The 13,645-nt window shown below is 26.4% G+C and carries 7 protein-coding genes, 1 tRNA gene and 2 rRNA genes; all 10 read left to right on the top strand.

Translation table 11 applies throughout. The features are described from left to right. Positions 1 to 119 (top strand): 23S ribosomal RNA (locus H8923_RS03375); the annotation flags it as partial. A 59-nt stretch (positions 120 to 178) separates the two neighbouring features. Further along, positions 179 to 252 (top strand) — tRNA-Gly (locus H8923_RS03370). A gap of 10 nt (positions 253 to 262) precedes the next feature. Beyond that, a 5S ribosomal RNA gene (rrf, locus tag H8923_RS03365) occupies positions 263 to 379 on the top strand. 89 nt (positions 380 to 468) lie between these two features. Then, positions 469 to 915, top strand: coding sequence for a hypothetical protein (locus H8923_RS03360; RefSeq protein ID WP_153925888.1), 447 nt, complete (start codon positions 469 to 471; stop codon positions 913 to 915). Positions 916 to 962: 47 nt separating this feature from the next. Then, positions 963 to 1,145 (top strand): hypothetical protein, encoded by a 183-nt coding sequence (locus H8923_RS03355; protein WP_153925886.1) that lies wholly within the window; start codon positions 963 to 965, stop codon positions 1,143 to 1,145. Between the two features lie 177 nt (positions 1,146 to 1,322). Continuing rightward, positions 1,323 to 3,233, top strand: a complete 1,911-nt coding sequence (locus tag H8923_RS03350) for a hypothetical protein (RefSeq protein ID WP_153925884.1) — start codon at positions 1,323 to 1,325, stop codon at positions 3,231 to 3,233. Then, positions 3,226 to 5,433, top strand: coding sequence for an ATP-dependent helicase (locus H8923_RS03345; protein ID WP_153925882.1), 2,208 nt, complete (start codon positions 3,226 to 3,228; stop codon positions 5,431 to 5,433). The genes H8923_RS03350 and H8923_RS03345 overlap by 8 nt, the downstream gene beginning before the upstream one ends. A gap of 5 nt (positions 5,434 to 5,438) precedes the next feature. Next, the gene (locus tag H8923_RS03340; RefSeq protein WP_153925880.1) at positions 5,439 to 6,161 is read left to right on the top strand and encodes a PD-(D/E)XK nuclease family protein; all 723 of its coding nucleotides are present in this window, start codon (positions 5,439 to 5,441) and stop codon (positions 6,159 to 6,161) included. 14 nt (positions 6,162 to 6,175) lie between these two features. Then, positions 6,176 to 9,631, top strand: coding sequence for a helicase-exonuclease AddAB subunit AddB (addB, locus tag H8923_RS03335; protein ID WP_153925878.1), 3,456 nt, complete (start codon positions 6,176 to 6,178; stop codon positions 9,629 to 9,631). Continuing rightward, positions 9,631 to 13,638 (top strand): helicase-exonuclease AddAB subunit AddA, encoded by a 4,008-nt coding sequence (addA, locus tag H8923_RS03330; protein WP_153925876.1) that lies wholly within the window; start codon positions 9,631 to 9,633, stop codon positions 13,636 to 13,638. The genes addB and addA overlap by 1 nt, the downstream gene beginning before the upstream one ends. Positions 13,639 to 13,645: the final 7 nt, after the last annotated feature.

The following is a 13,645-nucleotide window of genomic DNA, read 5'->3' as shown; positions in this document are numbered from 1 at the left end:
GATAAGATTTCCCACCGTAAGGGTAAGACCCCAGGAAGACTACCTGGTTGATAGGTCGGAGGTGGAAGTGCAGTAATGTATGTAGCTTACCGATACTAATAGGTCGAGGACTTGACCAAATTTAAATGATTAAATCATAAATGATATGCAGTTTTTAGAGTATTAACTCTAAATATATGCGGGTGTAGCTCAATGGTAGAGTTCCGGCCTTCCAAGCCGGCTGTGAGGGTTCGATCCCCTTCACCCGCTCCAAATAAGATTATGTGGTTACTATAGCAAAGAGGATACACCTGTTCCCATTCCGAACACAGAAGTTAAGCTCTTTAGCGCTGATGGTACTTGGGGGGCAACCTCCTGGGAGAGTAAGACGTAGCCACGTAATCTTTTTTTATTATATACAAATATAACCTAATCACATTTTAAGTAAATTATAAGTATAATATAATAAATTACTTTTGAGGTGATAGTATGGAAAAACTATTTCATACTGGAGAAAAAATATTTTTCGTAACCTTAATTATATGTATAGTCTCAAGTGTATACTTTACAATAGTACCCTTAAATTATATTACTCTTTCAATAGGGTTTATATTTTTAGTCGGATATTTTGGGATTAACTTTTATATTGGTAGTACTAATGACCTTAATATAAGAGAAGCAATAGTAGTAGGATTTATAGGGTGCGGTATGGGATTATTTTTACTATTCTTTGCATTATATACAGACTTAATATTAGGAAATTCACAATCAGCCCTTTGGTTAATTACACCATATTTTATGCCAACCATGTCTTTAGTAAGGATATTTTTTAAAGATATAACTATTGCTTATCCAATTGTATTAATGATTATAAATATTTCCCTTGTACTTTTGGGTAGTATTACTAAAAAAATAATGAATAAATTTATGGTTTAAATTTAATAATTATAATATAGACAAAAAGTATAAGGCGTGGTGATTATATGTATGAAGTACAAATGAAATATTTAGATAGGTACGATGACTTTTCACCGGTAATGTTTACTTGTGAGAAGTATAATATTGATGATAATGGATATAAATTTGAAAATTTACAAATGGAAAACTTTGTTTTATCTGATTTAGAAGTGAAGAAAGAAGATATAGCTTTAATGAAAATTAAATAAATCTATCATACTATCAAAGGGTGACTACAATAATTTGATAGTATTTTTTTTGTGAAAATTTATATGTTATAATTAATATTGTAAATATTTTAATAAAATAAATAGATATATGTAAGAATATACTCGTAAATTAATTTAAACAAATAGAAGCAGTTCTATTTAAGAAAAGGTGATAATATGAAACTTTTGTATAATATAAAAAGTCAAAATGAAAAAAATAAAAAAGTTTTGGATACATATTTTAAATTAATAAAATTAAATAATAATAAATCTAAAAATATAATTTTACTAGTTCAAAACAATATAAATAAATTAATGTATGAGAGAAAAATAAACTTAGAATACAGCGAAGAATTAAAAATAACTACATATATAAGTTTTGTGAAAAAGGAATTAATAAAGTACTGGCCTATTATCGTAGAAAAGGAAGATAAAATAAAAAATAATATTATTGCTCCAATATTTATATCAAATAGTCTAAGTGATTATATTATAAATACAGATGTAAAAAGAAAAAGGAATTCTAATGGATATTTTGATGATTTAACTAGTACAAATAAAGGAATCGTAAATAGTATAAATATAAATATAAATAAAGCGGCTTTGAGTTTAATAGATTTTGAAACTATAGGAGAACGATTATATCTATCAAAAAAAAATAAGGATAAACTTTTGAAATTTTCTTATTCTCAAATGACAGAAATTATAACTCATTATGTAGATAGCCTTCTATCAAGGTCTATGCTAGATAGTTCTCTTTGTATCTACTTATATAATAAATATTTGTTATCTGATAAAACCTATATAAATAATTTAAAAAAAGATATAGAGTATATTATTGTAGATAGTTTAGAGAGTTGTAGCAATGCAGAGGTAGATTTTATAGATGTAATATCTTCTTTTAGTAAAGAAAGCCACGTTTACTTCAATAAAATTAGAGATTACTCATCATTTAATAATATAGATATGGAATATATAGATGAGAAAATAATAAAAAACTTCACTTTAGTAGGAATAGATAATACTGAAGATTTTTACAGAAATATAGATATATCAGATTTATATTCACAAAAATATGATATAGAATTAAATCAATCTAGCCAATTATATAGTGAGATGATTGAAGAAGTTATAAATAAAATTATTGAATTAGTAAATAAAGGAATACCTTCTAAAGACATTGTTATAATTTCTCCAATAAATAATACTATTTTAGATTATCAAGTTAAGAATGTTTTAGAAAAATATGATATAGGTGTGGTAAATACGAAAATAGATAATAAGATAGTAGATTATCCTTTTGCAAATGCTTTAGTAGTAGCTACATGTATATTTTATGGTTATGAGGATTTAATAAAAGAAGAAGAATTTATTAGCTTCATAGAAATTGTATTGAATGTAAATAGAATACAGGCATTTAAAATTTATAAAAATAAAGATAGTAATGAAGATTATAAAGAATTAATTGAATATATACATAAATATAAAACAGAAAGTATAAAAATATATGAATTTTTGATGAGATTTTATATAGATAAGATGCTTACATTAAAAAATGGAAAATCAAATATGAGGATATGTAGGAAGATTATACAGGAAAGTGAAGTCTTTACTGAAAATATAAATTTATTAGATTTAGATGAAAATAAACCTAAAGAAAAGATATTTATAGAAGTACTTAAAAATACTATTAAAGACTATTATTTATCTAAAGAAATACAAGATTTAAAAGAATCTAATAAAATAATAATATCAACGCCATATTCTTATATTTCATCAAGCTTAAATAGACCTATTCAATTATGGATAGATATAGGCAGTAATGCATGGAATATGAAAATAGAAAAGGATATAAGTAATGTGATAGTATTTAGGAATTCCTATGAGGAAACTAAAATATATACAGATGAAATGGAAGAATATTTTAAAAAGTACTATTTATACAATATGATATATTGTTTGCTAGAAAATGTTGAAAGAGTATATGCTTATAAGAGTGATTATACAGTAAATGGATATATGCAAGAAAGTATACTGTATAGTATCTTACTAAAGATTTTAGATAAGAGGAGGGATTCTTATGAGTAAAATAAATTACAGAGAAGATCAAATACCTATAATAAATTATACTGCTGGAACAATGGCAGTTCCAGCAGTACCTGGAGCAGGAAAAACTTTTATCGTTACAAATCTAGTTGCGAAATTATTAGAAGAAAAATTAAATGATAAGGGAAAAATTTTGATTCTTACTTATATGAATAGTGCAGTTAATAACTTTAAAGGAAGAATAAAAAAAATATTAGAGGATAAAAACATAAAAGAAAATAGCTCATATGAAGTTATGACTATACATAGTTTAGCTGTTAAGATAATAAAAGAAAAACCAGAAATAATAATGTTAAATGAAGAGTTTAATATAGCTGATGATCTACAAAAAAGTATTGTACTTACTGAATGTATAAATAAATATAGAATCAATGGTGGAGAAAGAATATTTAATTTTTTCTTAAAAGAGCAAAAAAGTGAGCATTGGAGAGATATAAGTATAGAAAATTGGGATAGAGGTTTCTATGATTTAATAGGAAAAGCTATAAGTGAATTAAAGTACAAAGATATAAGTCCGGATAAATTAGAGGATAATATACCTAATGATTATAAAGGTATTCTTAGAATTGTACTTCCGATTTATAAGGAATATGATAGAAAATTAAAGCAACAAGGAATGCTAGACTATGATGATATTTTAGTATTAGGGTATAAAGCATTAACTATAGATGAAGATTTAAGAAGTAAATTTCAAAATAAATATAAATATGTTTTTGAAGATGAATGTCAAGATTCAAATGAGGTACAAGGTAAAATAATCAAGTTAATATGCGAAAAGAATAATAACTTAGTTAGGGTCGGAGATATAAACCAAAGTATAACAGGCACATTCTCTTCTGCAGATCCAAAATATTTTAAAGAATTTATTGAAAAAGCAGATTATTGTTATAGAATGGATATGTCAAATAGAAGTTCTAAAGATATATTAGATTTAGCCAATGAATTAGTAGCATATGTAACTAAGGATTTTGATCAAATTGAATGTAGAGAAGCTTTAGAAGATATGAAGGTAAGAACGGTACCTAAAAATAAAGGTTATAAAGAAAATCCTGAACCTTATACCTATAATATCAATGCAATAAAATATAAAACCTGGAAAGATGAAATAAGCAAAACTATTAGATTTACAAAAAATATTAAGAAAAAATACCCAGATAAAAGTATAGGTATTTTGGTTCCTTTTAATGATCATGTAATTCAAGTAGGTAGGGAACTGGAAAAAGAAGGTTTGGAGTTTGAGGAGCTAGGGCCAAACTCATTGAATAAAAGAAAAACTCTAAATAGTATAGCATGTATAATAGATTTTATTTTAAGTTGTGATAATATTAATAAACTTATTACTGTATTAGATAAAGTTTTTATACATACTGATAATAATCAAGGAAAAAAAGATTTTATAGAAATATTAAAAAATCATACTACAGAAGAAATTATTTACAATGAAGATATACAAAATAATCTAATTATTGATTTAGATAGTGATGTATATAAAGGATTCAAATATGGAGTAAATGCTATAAAAGAAATTTTGGAATATCCTATTGTAAGGTTAGATACATTTATATTATTTATAGGAGAACAATTAAAGTTAGAAAATGAAGAAATGTCGATAGTTCATTATATATCTTTTTATGTTAAGTTTTTAGTATCAGAAAATATGTATATGAAATTACAAGATATATATGACATAATAGTAGATACTAAAAATAAGGTATTTTCTCATATAATAGAAGTTGCCTATGAGATAAACGGATATGAGCCTACTCCTGGAAGTATAACTTTATGCAATTACCATAAATCAAAAGGGTTAGAATGGGACTGTGTATTCTTATTGGGATTAACTGATTTTAATTTCCCTGATAATGTAAACCAAAAGTTTCAATGTGATAAATGGTACTTAAAGGAAAAATACAAAAATCCTGAGGCAATAATAAAAAAAGAAATTGACGCTATCGTAGATGGGTACAATGGAATTAATTATGAATATCAAACTAAAATTGATGTAATAAATGAAAAAATAAGATTATTATATGTTGGTATAACTAGAGCTAAAGAAATGTTGATAATGTCTTTTAGTGAATATAAGGATGAAAATGATATGGGAAATATAAGAAAAAAGCAAAATCCATGTATCTATTTGTATAAACTAAATCAACATATAAATCAAAGAAGAGGGAAGTGATTTAAATGAATAATAATTTAAAGTATTTTTGTTATAGCCAAAATTCTATAAATACATATAAATCGTGCCCTATTAAATTTAAGTATAAATATATCGATAATATAAATTGGAAATATGATGATTTTGCATCAGAGGAATATTATCAAAGTTTAAAATTAGGTAGAGAGTTTCACTTATTATGTGAGAGGTATTTCAGTAATATTCCATTAGGAAGAATTGAAAATGAAAAATTCAATAAATGGATGAAAAGAATAAAAAGAATAATACCTTTAGTTAATGAAAAAGAATATATATCTGAATATGAAGTAAGGTACACACTAAATGGTAATGAAATACAAGCAAAGTATGATTTAGTTGTAATAGGAAAAAATACTATAGATATATGGGATTGGAAAACTGAATCAAAGCAAATAATTTATAAAAATTTAGAAGGAAGAATGCAAACGATGGTGTATCTTGTTTTAGCAAAAGAAGTTATACCGAAATTATTAAATATAGATGTAAAAACCAAAGATATAAGAATGAATTACTATCAGCCAGAGTTTGATGAAGAACCTATAACTATAACGTATAGTGATGAAAAACATGAAAATTATAAGAAAAAAATAAATGAATATATAGATCTTATAAAAAGAACAAGATACGAAGGATCTGATGGTGATGTAAATATAGAAAAGAATGAAAAACATTGCAGTTATTGTGAATTTAATAAGCTTTGTAATAGCTAATGTAGGAGGTAAACATGGGACTTAAGTTTATATTAGGTAGAGGTGGAAGCGGAAAATCTACATATATACTAGAAGAGATAAAGAAAAAAGCTCAAGAAAATGAAATAACACCAATAATAATGCTAGTTCCAGAACAATATACCTTTGAGATGGAAAGGAGAATGAGTAACTTATTCTCAGGCAGTGAAAAAGATAAGTTTTTAAGATCAAGAGTATTGAGTTTTAAGACTATGAGTAATATAGTCTTTTCTCATGTTGGTGGATTAACGAATGTGAATATAAATGCTAGTGGGAAAGCTATGATTACGAGTAATGCAATTGAAAGTGTGGCAAAAGAGTTAAATATATTCTCAAAATCAGCAACTCAACCAGGATTTATAACTTCTGTATCAGAAATGATAACGGAATTTAAACAGTATAATGTAACTCCAGAGATGTTAGAAAATATAAGTGCTGATATTGAAAATGAAACTTTAGTATTAAAGTTAAAAGATATAAGTAAAATCTATGAAGCATTTGAAAATAAATTACATGAAAAATATGTAGATTCTCAAGATATGCTTAATTTATTAGCTGATAAAATTGAAGCTTGTACATATTTTGATGGATGCTATATTTATATAGATGAATTCACTGGTTTTACACCTAATCAGTATAGAGTATTAAAAAGTTTATTACACAAAGCAAAAGAAGTCAATATATCTCTTACTGTAGATAGCGTAGCAAATTTCTCATATAATAAAACAGATGCTTTCTCAAGAACTAAGTTTACTTATGAAAAATTAAGTAGGTTAGCATTAGAAGAAGGTATTAAAATAGATAAGCCAATTAGTTTAAACTATAAAGATATACATAGATTCAAAGGTAATAAAGAATTAAACCATTTAGAACGATACTATAATGCTTATCCATATAAAGTTTATGAAGAAAAAACTAATAATATACAAATAAAAGAATTTAATAACTTATATTCTGAGGTTGAAGAAATAGCAAGAGAAATAGTTCATCTAGTAAGAGACAAAAAAGTTAGATATAAAGATATAACGATCGCAACTAGGGACTTAAATAGATATGATTTTTTAGTTCATTCTATTTTTAATGAATATAATATACCAAACTTTATAGATAAAAAAAGAGATGCTAAAAGTAATCCAATTATAGTTTTAATCATCTCAGCACTAGAAATGAAAAATAGAAGATATGGTTATGAGACTATGTTTAGATATTTAAAAAGTGGTCTTATAGGAATTGATAATGATGATATAAGCTTACTTGAAAACTATGTACTTGCTAATGGAATAAGAGGTAAAAAATGGTTCGAGGAAAAGTGGAATTATAGAATAAATGGAAATTATAATATAGAAGAAAGTGATTATGAGATATCTTTAAAAGATAGAATTAATGAAATAAAAAATAGAGTAATATCACCAATAATAAAGCTTCAAGATAAACTGATTGGTAAAAAAACAGTTCAAGAGCTATGCCAATATGTATATGAATTCTTATTAGATATAGATATGCCTAATACCATTGAAAAATTAATCTTTAATTTTAAGGACAAGGGTGAGCTAGATATTGCTAATCAGTATTCTCAAGTTTGGGATATAGTAGTAGATATTCTCGATCAAATGGTTGAGATTATGGGAGATGAAAAAAAATCCTTAGAAGAATTTATAAGACTTATAAGTTTAGGATTTGATGAATATGAATTAGGATTAGTTCCACCAAGTATTGATCAAGTTCTTATAAGTAGTGTAGATAGAATGAAAAATCCTAATACAAAATACCTTTATTTAATAGGTACAACAGATGGTATTTTTCCACTGATAGCAAAGGATAATGGCTTATTGAGTGATAATGACAGAGAAAATTTAGGAGAAAAAGGTGTAGAAGTTGATATAGATAGCAAAACTAAAACATTTGAAGAACAGTTTTTAGTGTATAAAGCTCTTACATCTACTAGTGAAAATTTAATAGTTACTTATCCAATTTCAGACCATGAGGGCAAAACCTTAAGGCCATCTGTTATTGTATCTAGACTAAAGAAGATCTTTCCCAATATAAGTAATATAAGTTATCTAATAGATGAAGAAGATATGACTAATGAAGAAGTATTAAGAAAAATAACAGTGAAAGCACCTACATTTAATAAGCTAATAAATGCAATAAAAGATTTTGAAGATAATAAATGCATAAAAGATATTTGGCTAGATGTATATAGATATTTTATTCAAGATGATGAATATAGCTATATATCTAAACAGGTTATATCAGGACTTAACTATACAAATCAAGTAAGTAAGGTAGAAGAAGAAAAGATTAAAAAGCTATACCAAAATAGTTTATTAAGTGTATCTAGAGTTGAAAAGTATGCACAATGTCCATTTGCGTATTTTATTCAATATGGGCTAAGGGCAAAGGAAAGAAAAGAGTACTCTTTTACAGCTCCTGACCTAGGAAACTTTATACATAATATACTTGAAAATTTTTCAAAATCTCTTTCAAAAGATAACTTGCAGTGGAAAGATGTAGACACTAAATATATTAAAGATAAAGTATCAATATTAGTTGATGAGATAGTAGATAATATACCTGGGTACATATTGAATAGTTCTGAAAGATATAAGTATCTAGCATTTAGATTGAAAAATATGTTAGTTGCGGCATTAAATGTAATTGCAGAGCAAATAAGGCAAGGTTCATTTGAACCAAGTGATTATGAAGTTGAGTTTGGATTTAATGGTAAATATCCACCAATAAAATTAGTTTTAGATAATGGAGAGGAAATAAATTTAATAGGAAAAATAGATAGAGTAGATGAATTTGAAGAAAATGAAGATAAGTATATAAGAATAGTAGATTATAAATCTGGAAATAAATCTATAAGTTTAAGTGATGTATATTATGGACTTCAATTACAATTATTAGTTTATTTAGATGCAATACTTGAAAGTGCAAGTAAAGGAGATGGAAATTTAAATCCAGCTGCAATTTTATATTGTAGAATTGATAATCCTATAGCTAAATTTAATGAAGATAAAGATGATGAAGAAGTTAGAGAGGCTATACTTAAAGATATGAGGATGAAAGGATTAATAATAAAAGACGCTCATATTATAAAAGAAATGGATAAGTCTTTAGCAGATGGAGAAAGAAAATCATCTTTAGTAATACCTGCTAACTTAACTAAAGATGGAGGTATAGGCAAAAATACTAATGGTGTAAGTTATGAAGAATTTGATGTACTTAGACATTATGTAAAAAACACAGTCAAAAACTTATGTGGGGAAATGATTAGTGGAAATATTAATATAGGCCCATATAAAAATAAAAATGGAACTTCATGCGACTTCTGTAGCTATTCAGCTATTTGTCAGTTTGATACTACAATGAAGGAAAATAAATATAGAGTTTTAAATAATAAAGATAATGATGAAGTTATTAAATTGATGAAGGGAGAGATAAAATAATGGGTTCTCCTAAATGGACAGTAGAACAGCAATCAGTTATAGATAGTAGAAATTCTAATCTATTAGTAGCAGCTGCTGCAGGGTCGGGAAAAACGGCAGTACTTGTTGAACGTATAATACAGATGATAACTGAAGAAGAAAATCCAATTGATATAGATAAATTACTTGTAGTTACATTTACTAATGCAGCTGCATCAGAGATGAGAGAAAGGGTTGGCGATGCTATAGGGAAAGCTCTAGACAAAAACCCTGAAAATACCCATTTACAAAACCAGCTTGTATTACTAAATAAAGCAAGTATAACAACAATACATTCATTTTGTTTAGAAGTTATAAAATCTAATTTCCATAAAATAAACTTAGATCCTAACTTTAGAATAGGAGACACAACAGAATGTTCAATACTTAAGAGTGAAGCTTTAGAAGAAGTATTTGAAGAACTTTATAAATCTAAAGACCAAGATTTCTTAAATTTAGTAGAAAGTTATGCAGAAAAAAGAGGAGATAATGAACTTCAAAACATAATTCTTAGCATATATTCCTTTGCAATGGCGTCTCCTTATCCAGAGGAATGGTTAATTAAATCTGCAGAAGATTTTAATATAGATGAAGATTTTGAATTCAAAAATTCCTTATGGGCTAAATCTATACTAGATACTGTAAGAATAGAAGTAAGTGGTATAGAAGTTAGTATGAAAAAGGCTTTAAAAGAAGTAGAAGATATAATAGAGTTAGAAACTTTTACAGATAAATTAAAGTTAGAGTATTTGAGAATTAAAGATTTATTAAATGCATGTAATAGTTCATGGGATGAAGCTTATAGAGCAATGTCATCTATGTTCTTTGAAAATTATGTAAAAGGTGTAAAAAGAATACCTAAAGATTCACCTATATATATAAAAGAAGCAAAGGATAAAGCAAAGAGTATAAGAGATAAAGCAAAAAAATCTCTAGAAGATATTATACAAAGTAGTTTTTATAAAGATTCAGATAGTATAAAAGAAGAAGTAAAATATCTTTATCCTATAGTAAAGTCTATATCTAGCACAATAGTTAAGTTTGAAGAAGAGTACTCTAAAAGAAAAAGGGAAAAGGGAATTATAGATTTTAATGATATAGAACATTTTGCTTTAAAAATATTAACAGAGCGAGATGAGGATGGAAAAATACTAATTGATGAACATGGAAATTCTATACCATCAGATGTAGCTTTAGCATATAGGGATAAGTTTTATGAAATATTTATAGATGAATATCAAGATAGTAATTTAGTGCAAGAAGTATTACTTAGTACTATTGCAAAAATAGAAACTCCAAATAGGTTTATGGTTGGAGATGTTAAACAAAGTATATATAGATTTAGACAAGCAAAACCGGAGATATTCCAAGAAAAATATGAAACATATGGAATAAGAGAAGGTAGTTTATATAGAAAAATAATGCTATATAAGAATTTTAGAAGTAGAGCAGAGGTATTAGACTCTGCCAATTATATTTTCGAAAATATAATGAGTAAAAACATAGGTGAAATAGAGTATACAGAAAAAGAAAGATTAAACTTAGGTGCTACTTTTAAAGAAAATGATAATGAAAATGCTATAGTGGGAGGGCCTACTGAGATACACATAATTCAAAAAAGTAAAGTAGAAGACTTAGAAGAAAATTCTGAAGAAAGACAAGATGAAGAGGAAATTGATAATATTCAACTTGAAGCAAGGATGGTTGGGAAAATAATAAAGGACTTGATGGCACCAAAAGAAGATGGCAAAGTTCAAATGGTTTATGATAAAAAACTAGATGCTTATAGAGAAGTTCAATTTAAAGATATAGTAATACTTCTTAGAGCAACTTCAGCATGGGCACCAGTTTTTGCTGATGAACTTATGAATATGGACATACCTACTTACGCTGATATTGGAGTAGGATACTTTGATACTATAGAAATAAAGACTATAATGTCACTTCTTCAGATTATAGACAATCCTCTTCAAGATATACCGATGCTAGCAGTATTAAAATCTCCTATGTTTGGATTTACTCCAGAAGAACTTATAGATATAAGACTAGAAGATAAAGATAAAAGTCTTTATGAAACTTTAGAGGACTTTGCTTATGAAAGAGTGTTAGAAGTAAGTGAAGATGAAGATAACAATGAAGTGAATACAGAATTAAGACAAGCATACTCAGAATTAGAAGATATAGACTCTATTAGAGAGTTTAATGAATTTAGTTTATTTAGTGATTTTAATGAGCTTAGACAAATTAATATTGCACCTGAAAATCAAGATATAAATTACACTAATTCTAGTAAAGGAATGGATATTAATAATAGAATGAACCCTTCTATTATGTCAGAAGACAGTAATATAAGGAAAGCTCAGATGTTCTTGGCAAAATTAAGAGATTTTAAGGAAAAGTCTTTATACATGAGTACAGATGAATTTTTATGGTATTTATATACCAAAACGGGTTACTATGCATATGTAGGTGCATTGCCTGGAGGAAGTCAAAGACAAGCAAACTTAAAAATCTTATTCGAAAGAGCAAAGCAATTTGAAGAAACTAGTTTCAAAGGAATATTTAATTTTATAAACTTTATAAGTAAATTAAAAAAGTCTAATACAGATATGGGAAGTGCTAAAACTCTTGGTGAAAATGCTGATGTAGTCAGAATAATGAGTATACACAAAAGTAAAGGCCTAGAGTTTCCTGTAGTTATCTGTAGTGGTATGGGTAAAAACTTTAACACTCAAGATTTTAAGAAAAATATACTTTATCATCACTCATTAGGATATGGACCCCAACTTGTAGATTTTGAAAGGCGAATTTCATTCCCTAGTATAGCTAAAGAAGCGTTAAAAAATAAAATAAACATAGAAAACTTATCAGAAGAGATGAGGGTATTATATGTTGCTTTTACTAGACCAAAAGAAAAGTTAATAATAACAGGTTCAACTAAAAAAATAGAGGATAGCGTTAAGAAATGGTCATCTAACTTAGATGGTTCAAAAACAATATCTCAATACGACATACTAAAAGGAAAGAACTTCTTAGATTGGATAATGCCTTCTGTATTAAAGCACAGAGATTTAGAAAATGTAAGGGATAGTGTTAATGTAAATATATCACACATAGAAGATCATCCATCAAAGTGGAATGCAAAGCTTTGGTATAAGGAAGATATTCTTATAGAAAAAAATGAAGACGTTGAAGAAGATAGTATTGAAGAAATACTAGAAAATATAGACTTAAATGAGGCTAGTACAGACTATTATGAAGAAATAAAAGAAAGATTAGATTATGAGTATCCATACAAATTTAGTGTAACTAAACCAGCTAGTATATCAGTTACAGAAATTAAGAAAATACAAAATACTCATGAAGAAGATTTTTCTCAAAGTTTATTTAATCAAAGAACAGTATTAAAAAAACCATTATTTATTCAAGAGAATCAAGAGAAAAATAAAATAAGTGGAGCTGAGAGAGGAACTATAGTCCATTTAATAATGCAAGTACTAGATTTAAATAAGGTAAATAATATACATGAGATAAAAGACCAAATAGAAGGATTTATAAAAAAAGGAATAATAACAGAAAGTCAGTCAGTAGTTATAAATCCATTTAAGATATATAAGTTCTTTAAATCAAGTATAGGACAAAGGATGCTTAACTCTGATTTTATAAAAAGAGAACAAGCTATTTATACTCAAGTAAGAATGGCAGATGTATACATATACGAAGGTTTATTGCATGAAGATAATAATATCTATGATAAAGAAACATTAATGTTAAGAGGTATAATAGATACTTATTTTGAGGAAGATGGAGAAATAATATTAGTTGATTATAAAACAGACTTTGTAAATGAAGAAAATAAAGAAGATGTAGTAAATAGATATAAAAAACAATTAGAATTGTACTCAGAAGCTTTAGAAAGACTTACTGGTAAAAAAGTTAAAGAAAAATGTATTTACTTATTTGGTATAGATGAAGCTTTATATTATTAGAGTATAA

It is taken from the genome of Romboutsia faecis, assembly GCF_014323405.1.
Lineage (GTDB): Bacteria > Bacillota > Clostridia > Peptostreptococcales > Peptostreptococcaceae > Romboutsia_E > Romboutsia_E faecis.
The sequence above is the reverse complement of the archived record's forward strand: the minus strand, read 5'-3'. Positions and strand labels throughout refer to the sequence as shown.

What these genes read in the sequence shown, in the direction of transcription:
- H8923_RS03360 (WP_153925888.1), top strand. Translation starts at nt 469, where the DNA reads ATGGAAAAACTATTTCATACTGGAGAAAAAATATTTTTCGTAACCTTA.
- H8923_RS03355 (WP_153925886.1), top strand. Translation starts at nt 963, where the DNA reads ATGTATGAAGTACAAATGAAATATTTAGATAGGTACGATGACTTTTCA.
- H8923_RS03350 (WP_153925884.1), top strand. Translation starts at nt 1,323, where the DNA reads ATGAAACTTTTGTATAATATAAAAAGTCAAAATGAAAAAAATAAAAAA.
- H8923_RS03345 (WP_153925882.1), top strand. Translation starts at nt 3,226, where the DNA reads ATGAGTAAAATAAATTACAGAGAAGATCAAATACCTATAATAAATTAT.
- H8923_RS03340 (WP_153925880.1), top strand. Translation starts at nt 5,439, where the DNA reads ATGAATAATAATTTAAAGTATTTTTGTTATAGCCAAAATTCTATAAAT.
- addB (WP_153925878.1), top strand. Translation starts at nt 6,176, where the DNA reads ATGGGACTTAAGTTTATATTAGGTAGAGGTGGAAGCGGAAAATCTACA.
- addA (WP_153925876.1), top strand. Translation starts at nt 9,631, where the DNA reads ATGGGTTCTCCTAAATGGACAGTAGAACAGCAATCAGTTATAGATAGT.